Source organism: Allobosea sp. 01N443, assembly GCF_056399325.1.
Genome location: NZ_JBFTRC010000038.1, coordinates 1 through 15,326 on the forward strand (window position 1 = coordinate 1; position 15,326 = coordinate 15,326).

Here is a 15,326-nt window from a genome sequence, read left to right on the forward strand (position 1 = left end):
GAAGAGCGCCGCGATATCGGCATCCAGCCCATCCTGCTTGCCGGCGCTGGTGACGAAGCCCCAGGGCGGATTGTCGCCCTGGATGCCCACGACCAGCTTGCCCTTCGCCTTGATCTCCGCCGGCGTCACCGCCAGCGCAGGCCGCAGCAACAGGCTCGGCGCCGCAAGCCCGACCGCGCCGGCCAACAGAGCCTGACGGCGGTTCAATTTCGACTTGATCATTCTCGTTCCTCCCCGGGATGGCCGTTACGGCTCTGCCGCCATTGGGCGCCTCTCGGGCGACCTTGCGAGCACATTACATCTAGCGAAGCCGTCATCAACTGATAATATCACAATCATCCGATGATATTGATTTCAGCCGTCACTCATTGGTTCTGGCGCGGAGGCTGCACGCGTCGTAGGACGGCCCTCTCGAAAAGGTGCGCGCAGGGCATGGCGGACATCGTGACGGATTTTGCAGGCGACGACATCGCGCCGATCTCGACCGGCGAACAAGCCTATGAGCGCATCCGCACGGACATCGTCTTCGGGCGTCTTCGCCCCGGCCAACGCCTGCCATTGGAAAAATTGCGGACAGCGTATGGCGTCGGGATCGGCACCCTGCGCGAAATCTTCAGCCGCCTCACTCCGGAAGGATTGATCACGGCAGAGGGACAGCGCGGTTTCCAGGTTGCGCCGTGCTCGGCCGAGGATCTGAAGGAGATCGCGGCGCTTCGGCTGCTCATCGAGAGGAGCRCCCTGGCGCAGTCATTCCAGTCCGGCGACATGGAATGGGAAGGCCGCGTCGTTGCCGCCCATCACAAGCTGGCGCGGATGGAAGCGAGCCTGCTCGCGGGCGACCGCACGCAAGCGGAGCAGTGGAAGCGCTACGACTGGGAATTTCACCAGGCCCTGGTCTCGGCCTGCGGCTCCAAGGCCCTGCTGAATGTCCATTCCGGCGTCTATGACCGTTACCTTCGGTACCAGATGGTCTTCGTGATCTTCCGCGGCGCGATTGCAGCCGAAGAGCACAAGGCGCTGCTCGGCTGTGCACTGAGGCGGGACGCTGTGGAGGCTCAGGCTATTCTGGAGCAGCACATCCAGGGCTGCCTCGACTTCGCCTTTCACAATCAACTGATCACCTGATCCAGCAGACGCCATCGGCCCGGCCGTCGCAAGGCCGTTGGCGACAGCAGCGACGGACCGGCATCCAGCGTCCGGAGATGGCGCGCATTCATGTCGCGCATGGACGGGTTTGCCGCGGCCATCGTAACCAGAACGGGTGCGACTTTGGCTCTCCTAATTCTGGCAGGTGCAAGACTTATGGCTTCCTCCGACACCTTGGCCGCGGTTTTCGATCATATCGAGGCGAACCGCGCCCCTTTCCTTGATCGTCTGATCGATTATCTGCGCCACCCGAGCATCAGTGCCGAGAATATCGGCATCGCTGAAGTCGGAGAACTGCTGGTCAAGATGCTGACCGATATCGGGCTCGAGACCGAACTGGTGCCCACCGAAGGGCACCCCATGGTCATCGGGCGTTGGGAAAAGGCGCCGGGCAAGCCCACAGTGCTGCTCTACGGCCACTATGACGTGCAGCCGCCCGATCCGCTCGACAAATGGCTCTCGCCGCCCTTCGAGCCGACGATCCGCGACGGCCGGCTCTATGCGCGCGGGGTCGGCGACAACAAGGGCCAGCATTTCGCACAGATGATGGCGATCGAATCGCATCTTAAGGTGCATGGCACGCTTCCCTGCAATGTCATCCTCCTGCTGGAAGGCGAGGAAGAGATCGGGAGCCCGCACATCGCCGACTTCGTGCGGGCCAACAAGGACAAGCTGAGGGCCGATCTCGCCGTMACGGCCGATGGTCCGCGCCATGCCAGCGGTGCGGCCGCGATCAAGTTCGGCTCACGCGGCGTGATCTCCTTCGATCTGCGCTGTCGTCACGCCAATCGGGACGTGCATTCCGGCAATTTCGGTGGCGTGGTGCCAAATCCGATCTGGACGCTCGTACACCTGCTCGGCACCATGAAGAATGCTGCGGGCGAGATCACCATCGCGGGCCTCCACGACGATATCGAGCCGCCGACACCAGAGGAACTCGCGGCTATCGAGCGCCTCCCCCGCGCCGCCGAGGCGGTGAAGCAGAGCCTGGGGCTTGATCGCCTGGACGCACCTGCCGACCGCCCCTTCTACGAGCGCCTCTGCTTTCGTCCGACACTGACCATCAACGGCTTCCACGGCGGCTATGGCGGGCCCGGCACCAAGACCGTGCTGCCGAACGAAGCTTTCGTGAAATGCGATATCCGCCTGGTCGAGGCGCAGGACCCGGAGGACATTCTGCGCAAGGTCGCGGACCATGTGGCCAAGCATGCCCCAGAGGTCGAGTTCATCGCTCAGGACAGGGGGATGCAGCCCTCGAAGTCTCCCATCGCCTCGCCCTTTACGACGCCGTTGCGCCAGGCCTTTGTCAAGGCCCAGGGCGAAGAGCCACTGCTGATCCCCGCGGGGTTCGGCAGCCTGCCAGGCTATGTCTTCACCAAGATCCTCGGCATTCCCGCCTTCGTCACCCCTTACGCGAACCCCGACGAAGCGAACCATGCGCCAAATGAGAACCTGACTCTCGACTGCTTCTACAGCGGGCTTCGCACCGGCGCGGCGCTCCTGCACGAACTCGGTCAGTCGCCGGCACGCTGAACACCTGAGCCGGGCGAGCTGTAGCCCGCCCGGCCTTCACCGCAATCCACGATGACCACGGCTGGCCTCAGACGAAGATCGACTAGGCTCGGCGGACATGATTGAACCGCCGCCTGCTTCATGCGGGCTGCGGTTCAACCCTCACGTTCACGCTCGCGGCTTTCCAGGAGAACGCAATGTCCACGCCCCCCCTGAACGAGCTCGAGCAGATCGTTGGAGCCGACCATGTCCTGACCGACGCTGACGCCATCGCGCCGTTCTGCGAGGACTGGCGCGGCCGGCGACACGGACTTGCCCGCGCTGTGGTCCGGCCAGCCGACGTCCGGCAGGTCGCAGAGATCGCAGCTTGGAGCCAGCGCCACCGCGTTCCGCTGGTCCCGCAGGGCGGGAATACCGGCCTCGTCTTCGGGGGGATTCCCGATGACAGCGGCCAAGCGGTTGTCGTCCAGCTTGGCCGCATGAACCGCATCCGCGAGATCGACACCGTCAACGCCGTTGCCATCGTGGAGTCCGGCGTAGTTCTGCAGACTTTGCAGCAGCGCGCACGCGATGCCGGCCTGTTCTTTCCCGTCAGCCTCGCCGCCGAAGGCAGTTGCCAGATCGGTGGCACGATCGCCACCAATGCCGGCGGAACGGCGGTTTTGCGCTACGGCAACATGCGCGACCAGGTGCTCGGGCTGGAGGTCGTGCTGCCCGACGGCCGGGTGTGGAACGGCCTGCGCGCGTTGCGCAAGGACAACACCGGTTACGACCTGAAGCATCTCTTCATCGGTTCGGAAGGAACTCTCGGCATCGTCACCGCCGCCGTGCTGAAACTGCACGCTGCACCGCAGGCGCGCGCGACCGCCCTGGCCAGCGTCCGGGATTTCGCAGCGGCTTTGCGCCTGTTCCAGCTAGCCCGCTCGCGCGCTGCCGACGTCCTCTCTGGCTGCGAGTGCTTTACCGAGGACTGCCGCGCCCTGGTCGAAACCCATGCTCCGCATGTCACCCAACCGGCACTACGCGGCGGCGTCTATGTGCTGCTGCAACTCGATGCGGCGACGCCGGAAATTCCGCTCGAAGCGATCCTGGAGAGTGTTCTCTCCGAAGGCTTCGAGCAGGAGATCGTCGAAGACGCCGTCATCGCCCGTTCCCTGGCACAGGCCGAGCAGCTTTGGGCACTCCGCGAGAACATCACGGAAGCACAGAAGCGCGCAGGCCCCAGCTTCAGCCATGATGTCTCCACCCCGATMAGCGCCATCCCGGCTTTCGTCGATCGCTGCCTGACGGCGCTGAATGCGATCGACGCGCGCCTGCGCCCGATCGTTTTCGGCCATATCGGCGACGGCAATCTGCATTTCAATCTGTTGGCACCGGCCGGTGCCGACGCCACCGAGCGCCACGCACTGCATAAGCAGGTCGAGACGGCGCTCTATGATCTCGTCGAGGCTTTCGACGGCAGCATCAGCGCCGAGCACGGCCTGGGCGAGCTCAAGCGCGACCTCATCGAAATCTATAAGCCGCCATTCGACCTGGAGCTGATGCGAGGCGTCAAGCGCCAGTTCGACCCTGCGAACCTGATGAATCCGGGCAAGGCGGTGCGGCTGGTCTGACGCGGCCGCTCGATTTCGGGTCCGCGCGTCGCRGCATCACGGCACAATCGGAGCGGTAGCAGCAGGACGCGCGGCCCCTGCAAGGCAGCCTGCTCCGTTTGTCCTTCGTCAGGCGAATGCAACCAGCCAGACTTACTCGGCAAGCCGCGACAACACCTGATGCGCGGCCTTCACCCGCGCATCATTGGGGTAGTTCTTGTTCGCGAGCATGACGATCCCGATCTTCTTTGCCGGGACATAGGCGACGTAGCCGCCAAAGCCATTGGTCGACCCGGTCTTGTTGAGGATCACGTCGCTCCGCGGCGCCATCGGCGGCTCGATCGCAACCGCGGGGACGCCGTTCAGGATCATCTTGGCCGAGTTGCCGGCGACGAGTTTATCCAGCTCGACCGGATAGGGGTATTGCTCCCAGATCAGATCCTGGATGAGCTCGCTCGCGCGGAAATACCCGGTATGGGTCGCCCGCGCAGCGACGGCCGCCTTCCCCGGCACGGTGCCGATGCCCATGTTCACCTCCAGGAAGCGGATCATGTCGACGGCATTGGATTTGACCCCATAGGCTTCGGTCGCGAGGAGGCCCGGGGAGACCCGCATCGGCTTGTCCTCCCGGTTGTAGCCCCACGCGTAACTCTTCATTTCCGCCGCGGGGACGTTGATATAGGTCCGGCGCAGCCCGAGATCCGGGAACAATCGCCGCTCCATCAACGTCTCGAAGCTTGCTCCCATCGCCTTCGCGGTGACGACGCCGAGAAGACCAATGCTCGGGTTGGCGTAATTTCGGTATGTGCCGGGAGTGAAGCGCGGCTTCCAGGCGCGATAATAGGCCATGAGCTGCTTCTGATCCTTGACGTCGTCAGGGACCTGAAGCGGAAAGCCGCCAGCCGTATGCGTGCCGAGATCCAGCAATCGCACATCGTCCAGGGCACTGCCCTTCAACTCGGGCATGTGTTGGCTGACACTGTCGTTCAGCGACAACTTGCCCTCGATCTCGGCATAGGTCGCGAGCGTCGCCGTAAAGGTCTTGCTGATCGACCCCAGCTCGAAGAGCGTGTCCCGCGTAACAGGAACCCTGGGTTCCTTCGAGGCCAGGCCGTACTCGATGAAGTAGCGCTTTCCATCGATCGTCACGGCAACAGCCAGGCCGGGGATCCCGTGCTGCTCGATCACCGGCTTCACCGCTTCGTCGACGGCCTGGCGCACGCGGGCGTCCTGATCGGGGCCTGCGCCGTGGGCGCTGGACAGACTGCCCAGCGTGCCGGCGAGAACGCTGGCTGCCAGACCGGCATAGAGTCGTTTGGACAAGGGCATCTCCTTCCAATTCGGAATGGGCGCCGTTTATGACCCCTTCGAACTCCCGGCAAACGATGATAAGTCGGATCAGCCATAAGTTAAATTTGGGCATCGATGGTTCGACCTTTTCTGCCACTCAACGCGTTGCGGGCGTTCGAAGCATCGGCCAGGCATCTCAGCTTCACGCGGGCCGGCATCGAACTCGCGGTGACGCAAGCCGCCGTGAGCCAGCAGGTTCGCTCTCTCGAGCAGAGATTGGGCGTTCAGTTGTTCCGCAGGCTCCCGCGCGGCCTCAGGATCACGGCAGAGGGCGAAGCCCTCCTTCCCGTCGTGAGCGATGCCTTCGATCGCCTGGCCACGACGCTCGACAGGGTTGGGTCGGGAAAGGTCCGCGAACTGCTCGTGGTCGGAGCGGTGGGCACCTTCGCGGTCGGCTGGCTGCTGCCCCGGCTCGAGGACTTCAGGCGCGCTCATCCGTTCGTCGAGCTGAGGCTCTCCACGAACAACAATCGGGTCGATCTGGCTGCCGAAGGATTGGACTTCTCCATTCGGTTCGGCAACGGCGCCTGGCACGGTCTCGATGCTACGGAGCTGTTCGAGGCGCCCCTGACGCCGCTCTGTACGCCCGAACTGGCCGCCGCCCTCCATGCGCCGCAGGATCTCGGCACGCTCACTCTGTTGCGCAGCTACCGCATGGACGAGTGGAGCCGCTGGTTTGCTGCCACTGGCGCGGACATGCCGCCCAACATTGCAGGCGCCATCGTCTTCGACTCGTCGCTCGCGATGATGGAGGCCGCCGAACAAGGGGTCGGAGTAGCCCTCGCCCCGGCTCTCATGTTCTCGCGCCAATTGCGCAACGGCTCGATCCGGCGACCGTTCCCGGCCTCGATCTCGCTTGGAAGCTATTGGCTGACCAAGCTCAAATCGCGGAAGCCGACGGCTGCCATGCTGGCCTTCGCCGACTGGATTGCGGCCCAGGAACCGGATTCTCGGAACGAGTAATTCGGCAATATGCGCCAGCAGCATTCGGCCGGCGGCCGAAGTGTCCAGTGCGCCTGCATTGAAGTGCCGGCAGAGGTTCGGCGATCGCACATCGCTCTGGAACGCGATACGCGAATGGCGATCGGCCAGGCGAGCAGGACGGGCAGAGATGGCCAATTGCGGACCCCAGCCCCTGAGCTCACCGCAGGGCCTTCGTCCTTGGCTTCGAGGCCCAAAGCAATGCGAAAGGAGTGGAGCGCGAACCTGGCGCCCGCACTCAGTAGGGATGCCGGTCCTGCTTCTCATCCAGGCCTCATAGGCCTTGAGCCCGGTCTCGCGCTCGAAATTCTCGGTCACCGCGATGCAACGCGCAGACCAGGGTTTGGCAAAGTCCTCATACTGGAAGGCGTCGTCGAAGTGTCCGAACCAACTTGACCCCACCTTCACCATACGAAATCTGCCGTATTGACGGTGAGGAGATACGGCCGCAAAGCCTTGGACCGACGATCATCGACCGGACCACCCGATTCCTGCCTTTGAGGCCTGCGTGCCGTCCTTGCCTAAGAAAGCCGCCGCTGCCCTGTTGCTGACGACGGCGCTGGCGAGTGCTGCTTCAGCCCAGTCGGGCGGCCTCCTTACCGATCCCAGTATGTGGAGCCCCCCCGAATACAAGGCTCAATGGGGACTCGATTATATCAATGCCGCAAACGCTTATGCGCGAGGCGTCGACGGCACGGGCATCCTGGTTGGCGTTGTGGACAGCGGAGTGTTCACCGGGCATTCCGAATTCGCAGGCCGCTTTGGGGGTGGCTACGACTATATCGCGAACACCGCTCTTGTGACCGACCCCGGAGGGCACGGCACGGGCGTCGCCTCAGTAATCGCTGCCAATCGCGACGGCATCGGCATGCATGGCGTGGCGCCAGGCGCTACGATCCTCAGCGCGCGCGTCTTTGATCAGGATGGAATTCCGGCGCCGTCTTCAGGCTTCGTTGCAGCCTACGATGGGCTCGTTGCCCGGGGGGTGCGCGTCATCAACAACAGCTGGGGCAGCTTCGATCCTGTCACGTCGGTGACGCAGAGCGAGCTTGCTCGATGGCAGGAGCTGCCGGCCTATCGTCGTGCAGTGGCATCTGGCGCCCTGTTGGTCTGGGGTACAGGGAATGACGAGCGGACCCAGCCGAGCATCGAAGCCGGCCTGCCCTATCATTTCCCGGAACTGGAGCGCGGCTGGCTGGCCGTGGTGGCCTACGGACCAGGCTACGAGCCGTTGTACACGAACCGCTGCGGCGTGGCCAAGAACTGGTGCCTGACGGCTCCCGGCGGCGGGGACTGGTGGGGCGAATTTCCAGACGATCCCATCGTCGTCGCCGACAAGAACGGCGGATACACCAAGGTCAACGGCACGTCGTTTGCAGCTCCCCATGTCTCAGGTGCAGCGGCCCTGGTCTGGCAGATGTTCCCGTTCTTCAGCGCCGATCAGGTGCGCCAGACCCTGCTCGGCACCGCCCGGGACATCGGCGCTCCCGGCGTCGACGACATATTCGGCTACGGCCTGCTCGATGTCGGCAAGGCAGTGCTCGGACCTGGCCGTTTCGATTGGGGCGATTTCGTCGTCGAGCAGCCCGGCGGCCTCGCCGTCTTCGGAAACGACATCGTCGGGACCGGCGGTCTCGTCAAACGCGGCGCGGGCGAACTCATGCTCACGGGCCACAGCTCCTATGCCGGTGCGACACGCGTCGACGGCGGCTTTCTCTCGATCATGGGCAGCATCGCCTCGCCGACCAGTATCGGTGCGGCCGGCACGCTCACTGGTTCCGGCCTGATCACGGGCTCAGTCACCAATGCCGGCACCCTCTGGGCCGGCGATAGCCGCGGCGCTGGCACGCTGACCATCAGCGGCAATTACGTGCAGCAGGCCGGTGGCATTCTGGTTCAGCAGGTCGGCCCAATCGGTGGGCGGAACCACCTTGCCGTCACCGGCACCGCCAGCCTTTCCGGCCTCGTCGCCATGGGAGGCCGGGCGCAACTCTTGYCKCGCTTCCAGACCATGCCGGTGCTCAGCGCCGGACAGGGCCTCATCGGCCGCTTCGACGGCATCGAGGGGCCGCCGGGCGATGGTTCGGCGCCCTTCATCCAGGCGAGCCTGCGTTACCAGCCGAACACGGCGCATCTCGATATCCGCACCTTGCCCTTCGATACGCCAGGCGTCTGCGCCTCGGCCAACCAATGCGCCGCCGGCGCCGCGCTCGAACGCGGCGTTGCCGGTGCGGATCAGGATCTACGCGACGTAGCGGGGTTGCTGCAGGCCGCCGGCACGCGGGATGGCGCGCGACAGGCCCTTGCCGGCCTCTCCGGCGAGGCGCATGCCAGCCTTGGTACTCTCGCCCTCGGCGGCTCTGCCCCCTTCAGTGCCATGATCTCGCAACGGCTCAGCGATCTGCGCTCCGGCCAGGCCGAACCCACCGCAACCGGCGCCGCAATGGCTTATGCATCGAGCGCCGCGGCGAGTCCCGCCGCAGCGCTGCTGAGGCGCCTGCCGTCCGGACCGGCAGCGGCCCAGAACAATGTCTGGGCGCGGGGTTATGGCATCATCGGGACGCTTGGTGGCAATGCCAATGCCGGCGGGGCCGAGTATCGCGGCGGCGGGATGATCGCCGGTTTTGACCGGCAGATCACTCCGGAAATTCTGGTCGGRCTCAGCGCTGGCTACTCCAGCACTGACGCCGAATTCCGCAACTTCTCCGGCAAGGGCGGCATCAAGGCCTATGAAGGCGCGCTCTATGGCGGCTACACACGCGGCCCGCTGCGCCTTGATGGTACCTTCGGTTATGCCCGCCTCGATTTCGAATCTGAGCGCAGCATCAGCTTCGGTGGGCTCTCTCGCCAGGCAAGGGCCGAATACGGTGGCGATCGCTTCACCGGCGCCCTCGAAGCCGGCTACGCCCTTGATCTCGGTTGGTCTAAGCTCGAGCCGCTGGCGGCACTGCGTTACAGCTATCTGCAGCAGGACGGATTCAGCGAGACCGGCGCTGGCAGCATTGGCCTGACGGCCGGCAAGCAATCCGCGGAAAGCCTCCTCGGCAGCCTGGGCCTGCGCCTGGCGAAGGAGTTCGATCTCGCCTCCAGCCGCGTCGCTGTCGAGCTTCGTGGCCGCTGGCAGCACGAGTTCCTCGACGATGCGATGGTGCTCGATACCGCCTTCATTGGGGCGCCTGCGGCCTCCTTCCCGGTCCAGGGCGCGAGAGTGGCGCGCGACAGCGCCATCCTCGGCCTGGGCCTGTCGGCACGCGCTGGCCGCTACGCCACACTGTTCGCCGACTATGATGTCCGGCTCAATGCCGACGCCACCACCCATGTATTCACCGCCGGGCTGCGCGCCACATGGTAGCGACGCGTGATTACGGCCGCTCGCGCGCTCGTGGCGCTGACGGAATCCTGCTATCGCGCTCCTCGGCTCAGAGCAGGGATTTTTAGGCGATGCAGAACGGCACTCTCTCGATCGGGATCATTGGCGCAGGCATCATGGGTGAGCGGCTGCTGCACGCCATTCTCGACCAGTCCCAGGAACTGGTGAAGGTCAGCGGCGTCTGGGATCCGGCGCCTTCGGCAATGGAGCGCATGGCCGCAACCTTCCCGCAGGTTCCGCGGCTGACTGACGCCGCAGCGGTCGTCGCCGCCAGCGACTGCGTCTATATTGCCTCGCCTCCAGCCTCCCACCTCACCCACGCGCGCGCCGCCATCAGCGCCGGCAAGAGTGTCTTTTGCGAGAAACCGCTGGCGGTCGATGTCGCCGATGCGCGCGCCTTTGTTGCGGAAGCCGGCGACAGAGGCGCGGTCAATTTCCCCTTCGCGTCCTCGCTCGCCGTAGCGACATTGATGGAGTGGATCGCACAGGGTGCGGTCGGCACTCTGTCCCGCGTCTCGATCGAAGTCGCCTTCGCGACCTGGCCGCGCCCCTGGCAGGCCGACGCCGCGGCCTGGCTGGACAGAACCCCGCAGGGCGGTTTCACCCGCGAGGTCGTGTCGCATTTCCTCTTCCTGAGCCGCAGGCTGGTTGGCCCCCTGCATGGGCTCACGGCGAGCGTGGCCTTCCCGGAGGCGGGCAAATCGGAGCGCCGGATTGAGGCCAGGTTGCTGGCCGGGGACATCCCCGTCGCGCTCAAGGGCAGTGTCGGGAGCACTGGGAAGGATGACCACAATATCTGGATGCTGGAAGGTGATAGGGGCGCGGTCCGGCTTTGCGACTGGTCGATCGCCGAACGCCGTCTGCCCGATGGCAGCTGGGAACGCGCTGCCGACGCATTGTCACAGGCGGATGCACGCCCCGTCGCACTCAGGCGCCAGCTCCAGGGTGTCATCCGCCTCACGCAGGGCGGGCCGCATCATCTCGCGACGCTGCCTGAGGCCCTGAACGTTCAGGAGATCGTCGAGGCCATCCTGGCCAGCGAGCATGGCTAGGAATGGCGTTAGGGCGCGGGCCGCGCGCCTTCCCTCGCATTCTCATCACCGGCGCAAGGCTTCCGAAACCGTCCCCGCGCACACCCGCAGCGATTGCGACGCAGTGCCCCTCTCCCCAACGGAGTGTTAGGCACTCCGCTCGCAGGCTTGTGCGGTGAGTGCTTTGGAACAGGTCATAGACGCCGCGGAAAACGCGCCCCCGGCGCCTGCGCGCGACAGTTCCTATGCAGGGCAGCGCGCGCGAGGCTTCAAGCGCCTGCGCTTCGTCTCGGGGCTGGAAGACGAATACCGCCGCTATATGCGCATCGAGCAGCGGATGAGCACGCTGGTCTGCGCGCTCACCGCGCTCGGAATCTGGCTCGTCTTCATCGCGCTCGACATCGCACGGATCGACCCGCTGACGGAATATCGGGCGCAGCGCTACGACGCCCTGGCCGCAGCCGCTCTGCGCTGGATCACGCTCGCCGTCCTGCTTTCCCTGATCTCGGTCCTCGTCGGCAAGCGTCTGCCCCGTGCCTATAACCGGCTGAGCTTCCTCGTTCTCGTGCTGATTGGAACGACGAGTGCAGTCAGCGCCAATGTCTTCAAGCTGCGCGGCCTCGCCCAGGCGGATCTGGCCGGCTTCGTCATCATCATGGCGGTGTTCCTGCCGGTCGGCCTGACCTTCCATCAAAGCGTCGCGGCAGCGATGCTGATCGCTGTCCTGAATGCTCTGCTCGGGTTCGTCATGCTCGATCCCGGCCATATCCATGAGCATATCCGGATCTCGATCCTGATGTTCTTTGCCGTCTTCGTCGGCGCGGTCGGCGCCTATCTGCGCGAATACACCCAGCGCGATCACTTCCTGCTGCGTCGGATGCTGCACAACCGCGCCATGTCCGACCCACTGACCGGTATCGGCAATCGGCGCTTCTTCGAGGAGCACGCCGCAACGGCCTTGCGCCAGGCCAGGCGCGAGCGCGCCGGTCTCGTCTTCGCCATTCTCGATGTCGATCACTTCAAGAAGTACAATGACCGCTACGGACACCAGGCCGGCGACCTGGCTCTGCGCAGCCTGGCCCGCGCGCTCGAAGCGAGATTGCGGCGGCCGATGGACATGGTTGGGCGCCTGGGAGGCGAGGAATTTGGCCTGATCCTCTATGGGGTCAGGCCTGATACGGCATGCGCCATGCTTGATAATCTCGTCCGCGCGGTCTCCTCGCTCGACATTCCCCATGACGCCTCGGACACTGCCCCTCACCTGACCGCCAGCGTCGGCGCGGCCCTCTTCGACGGCCTTGAAACACTGGAGCAAATCTACAGGCGGGCGGACGGTCTGCTTTACGTAAGCAAGGCGAAGGGCAGAGACCGGTTTACGCTTGGCTAGCGGCTGTGCAGGCGACGCGCTATGCTGGATCAGGCCCGGTTTGAACGCGTAGAACGCGCGGGCACTCCTGCGGAGGTTCCGCCATGATCAGCGCAGCCCTTCTCTCACTTTCACTATCAACCGGTCTCTTCGTTCCCGTTTCCGATGGGCCGCCACGCTTCGATGTCGTCAACACGTGCCGCGACGTCGGCCGTTCCAGCATGGGGGTCGGTCGTACCGCCCAGGCCTGCCAGGACGACGAGAACCAGGCGCGCGCGACGTTGGTACAACGCTGGTCGGCCTATCCAGCGCAGAGCCGCAACACCTGCGTCGAGAGCGCGCAACTCGGCGGCCCGCCCAGCTATGTCCAGGTCCTGACCTGCCTCGAGATGGCCCCGCGCTAGCTGCGCAAGCCTGATGATCCTGGATTGAGCATTGGCAAAGAGCGCGCTAGGCTGCTCCCGCTCCGTCACGGGAGGCTGTCATGAAGCCCGCATTCCTGACCGATGCCCAGATCGATGCCCGCGCCTTGAGCCATCGCCGCGAACTCGGCTTCCGCGACGAACAGGGCATTGATTTCATGATCCTGATGGCGCGGCTGAAGGCCCGCTACCCGAATTTTGCCTATGAACGTGTACCGGACGGCCAACTCGCCGACGCCGAGGCGCAATGGGATTCTGAGACCAAGCGCCTTCGGATCCCGGAACCCGTGTTTCTCGCGGCCCTGCGCGGCGAAAGCCGGGCGCTGATGACCATCGCCCATGAGGTCGGACATGCCCTGCTCGGCCATGAAGGCATCCTGCATCGCGCCCCTGCCGGCTCGCAGGCCGAGCGCCTCTCGGCCAAGGTCCGGGCGATGGAGTATCAGGCCCGGCGCTATGCCGCCGCCCTGCTGATCCCGAATATCGAAGCGATCCGCCATATGAGTGCGGGCGAAATGAGCGAACATTTCGGAGTCAGCATGAGCGCCGCCATGCTGCGCAAGAGCGAGTTGAAATAGCCCCGCTTGCCCGGGCTCGTCCGGCGGCCCAATCTTGCATCGAGCCGACTCGATTCAAGAAGTGAACCATGCCGCACAAGACATTGATGATCATGGCATTCCTGACTTTGACAGGAATGCCTGCGCCGGCTCTCGCGCAGCAAACCTGCGATGAGCTCTGGTATGCCCGCAACGAGATCTACAAGGCGCAGGGCTACTGCTTCCGCACCCAGCGCGGTATCGCGGCCTTTGGTAATGCCGGCTGCCAATACGACAATGCCGAGGAGCTGCCGCTGTCGAACACCCAGCGCCGCATGATCGCCGACATTCAGCGTGAAGAACGCGCGCGGCGCTGCCTGCGCTGATCTGCCGGGGCCGATAGTTGTGGAAGGCCGGCCGTATCCGGCCATCGGCCAGTTGCAGTGTGTTAGAAGCGCCGGTCCGGGAACAGGGCGGCAGACGGAGCAGCAAGACCAGAGCATGACGACGGGCATCGACATGGGCTTGACCCAGGGTGGACAACCCGCGCTGCTTGATCTCGCCGAATTGCTGGCGACGCGCCTGCTGGTCCAAGGCAATTCCGGCTCAGGAAAGTCGCATCTGCTGCGCCGGCTGCTGGAGCAAAGCGCACCGCTGGTCCAGCAAGCCGTGATTGATCCGGAGGGCGATTTCGTCTCGCTGGCCGGTCAGTTCGGCCATGTCGTGGTCGACGCCGCCTGCGGCGAGGCCGAATTGCAGCGTATCGCCATCCGCGTCCGCCAGCATCGTGTCTCGATCGTGCTCAACCTCGAGAATCTCGACGCCGACGAGCAGTTGCGCGCGACGGCCGCCTTTCTCGGCGGGCTGTTCGACGTCGATCGCAGCATGTGGTTCCCGATCCTGGTCGTCGTCGACGAGGCGCAGCTCTTCGCGCCCGTCATGGCCGGCGAAGCGTCGGACGAAGCGCGTCGCCTCTCCCTCGGCGCCATGACCAATCTGATGTGCCGCGGCCGCAAGCGCGGCCTCGCCGGGGTGATCGCGACTCAGCGTCTCGCCAAGCTTGCCAAGAACGTCGCGGCCGAGGCCTCGAACTTCCTGATGGGCCGCACCTTCCTCGATATCGACATGCAGCGCGCCTCCGACTTGCTCGGCATGGACCGGCGCCAGGCCGAGATGTTCCGCGACCTCGAGCGTGGCCAGTTCGTCGCATTGGGCCCGGCGCTGTCGAAACGCCCCTTGCCGCTCAGGATCGGCGCCGTGTCCTCGGTCGATCGCGGCAGTGCGCCCGGCCTGATGCCCCTGCCCGAACAGGCCCCGGAGGATGCGAGCAAGCTCATTTTCGAAGCGGGCGAGAACGAACCTCCCGTCACCTCCTGGGTCCCGCGTCCCACGCCGCGGCCGCGCCCGGCAGCCAATGAAGTGCTCCGCCAGATCGAGAGCTATCGCCCTGCCCCCGCCGTCGAGCCGGAGCCCGAGATTCCGATGGAACCGGAAGAGCGCGAGGCGATCATGACCGAGATCCTGCGCGATCTGATGGAGGACCCGGAAACGCGGAGCCGCCAGGTCGCCGTGGTCTATCAGGACTTTACGGTGCGCTGCCGCATGCGCCGCGTCGGTCAATCCTCRCTCAGCCTCGATGACTTCCGCCGGCGGCTTGCCGTAGCCCGCGCAGGCGCGAGTGAGGACATCACGGCGTCCCATGCCTGGCAGGTCTCGCTCGACGCCGCAGCCACCCTGCCGGACGACCTCCAGAGCCTGTTTCTCTACATTGCCCGCACCGCGATCGAGGGCGCTCCCGCCCCGACCGACGCCGAACTCGCCGAGGTCTATGGCAGCCATTCGCCGGGCCGCGCCCGCCGCGTTCTGGGTTATATCGAGGAGCGTGGGCTCCTCGTCTGCCATGTCGATTTTCGCGGCCAACGCACGCTGGCATTGCCGACGATCGGCGTCGAGACTGCGCCAGGCCAGGCGCAGCCGCGCAGCACCAAGGGGATGCCGCGCGGTCTCAGGGCCTGACCCG

12 protein-coding genes and 1 pseudogene are annotated in these 15,326 nt (G+C 65.1%); 11 read left to right on the forward strand and 2 right to left on the reverse strand.

Going from position 1 to position 15,326, the window contains the following annotated elements; all coding sequences use genetic code 11:
* Positions 1 to 222 (reverse strand): annotated as a pseudogene (locus AC1DRP_RS12385) (transporter substrate-binding domain-containing protein); the annotation flags it as partial.
* 210 nt (positions 223 to 432) lie between these two features.
* Between AC1DRP_RS12385 and AC1DRP_RS12390 the strand changes: the two are divergent.
* The 3 genes from AC1DRP_RS12390 (at position 433) to AC1DRP_RS12400 (ending at position 4,271) form a co-directional block, all read left to right on the forward strand.
* The gene (locus AC1DRP_RS12390; protein ID WP_476768606.1) at positions 433 to 1,125 is read left to right on the forward strand and encodes a GntR family transcriptional regulator; all 693 of its coding nucleotides are present in this window, start codon (positions 433 to 435) and stop codon (positions 1,123 to 1,125) included.
* Between the two features lie 177 nt (positions 1,126 to 1,302).
* On the forward strand, positions 1,303 to 2,679 hold the full coding sequence (locus tag AC1DRP_RS12395) for a M20/M25/M40 family metallo-hydrolase (RefSeq protein ID WP_476768607.1): 1,377 nt from the start codon (positions 1,303 to 1,305) through the stop codon (positions 2,677 to 2,679).
* A 176-nt stretch (positions 2,680 to 2,855) separates the two neighbouring features.
* The gene (locus AC1DRP_RS12400; RefSeq protein WP_441505817.1) at positions 2,856 to 4,271 is read left to right on the forward strand and encodes an FAD-binding oxidoreductase; all 1,416 of its coding nucleotides are present in this window, start codon (positions 2,856 to 2,858) and stop codon (positions 4,269 to 4,271) included.
* Between the two features lie 132 nt (positions 4,272 to 4,403).
* Here the strand turns inward: AC1DRP_RS12400 and ampC are convergent, their stop codons facing one another.
* Positions 4,404 to 5,579 carry a class C beta-lactamase gene (gene ampC / locus AC1DRP_RS12405; RefSeq protein ID WP_441489907.1) on the reverse strand — a complete coding sequence of 392 codons (1,176 nt, stop codon included), beginning with the start codon at positions 5,577 to 5,579 and terminating at the stop codon, positions 4,404 to 4,406.
* A gap of 96 nt (positions 5,580 to 5,675) precedes the next feature.
* Between ampC and AC1DRP_RS12410 the strand changes: the two genes are divergently transcribed.
* From AC1DRP_RS12410 to AC1DRP_RS12445, 8 genes are all read left to right on the forward strand, one after another.
* Complete coding sequence (locus AC1DRP_RS12410) at positions 5,676 to 6,563, forward strand: LysR family transcriptional regulator (RefSeq protein WP_441489906.1); 888 nt, start codon at positions 5,676 to 5,678, stop codon at positions 6,561 to 6,563.
* A 526-nt stretch (positions 6,564 to 7,089) separates the two neighbouring features.
* Positions 7,090 to 9,933, forward strand: a complete 2,844-nt coding sequence (locus AC1DRP_RS12415; RefSeq protein ID WP_476768608.1) for an autotransporter domain-containing protein — start codon at positions 7,090 to 7,092, stop codon at positions 9,931 to 9,933.
* Between the two features lie 89 nt (positions 9,934 to 10,022).
* Positions 10,023 to 11,003 (forward strand): Gfo/Idh/MocA family protein, encoded by a 981-nt coding sequence (locus tag AC1DRP_RS12420; RefSeq protein WP_441505819.1) that lies wholly within the window; start codon positions 10,023 to 10,025, stop codon positions 11,001 to 11,003.
* Between the two features lie 154 nt (positions 11,004 to 11,157).
* The gene (locus tag AC1DRP_RS12425; protein ID WP_476768609.1) at positions 11,158 to 12,369 is read left to right on the forward strand and encodes a GGDEF domain-containing protein; all 1,212 of its coding nucleotides are present in this window, start codon (positions 11,158 to 11,160) and stop codon (positions 12,367 to 12,369) included.
* 83 nt (positions 12,370 to 12,452) lie between these two features.
* Positions 12,453 to 12,752, forward strand: a complete 300-nt coding sequence (locus AC1DRP_RS12430) for a hypothetical protein (RefSeq protein ID WP_441489902.1) — start codon at positions 12,453 to 12,455, stop codon at positions 12,750 to 12,752.
* Positions 12,753 to 12,832: 80 nt separating this feature from the next.
* The gene (locus AC1DRP_RS12435) at positions 12,833 to 13,348 is read left to right on the forward strand and encodes an ImmA/IrrE family metallo-endopeptidase (protein ID WP_441489901.1); all 516 of its coding nucleotides are present in this window, start codon (positions 12,833 to 12,835) and stop codon (positions 13,346 to 13,348) included.
* 68 nt (positions 13,349 to 13,416) lie between these two features.
* Positions 13,417 to 13,692 (forward strand): YARHG domain-containing protein, encoded by a 276-nt coding sequence (locus AC1DRP_RS12440; protein ID WP_441489900.1) that lies wholly within the window; start codon positions 13,417 to 13,419, stop codon positions 13,690 to 13,692.
* Between the two features lie 115 nt (positions 13,693 to 13,807).
* Entirely contained in the window at positions 13,808 to 15,322 is a 1,515-nt protein-coding gene (locus AC1DRP_RS12445) for a helicase HerA domain-containing protein (protein ID WP_069880451.1), read from the forward strand.
* Positions 15,323 to 15,326 lie beyond the last annotated feature (4 nt).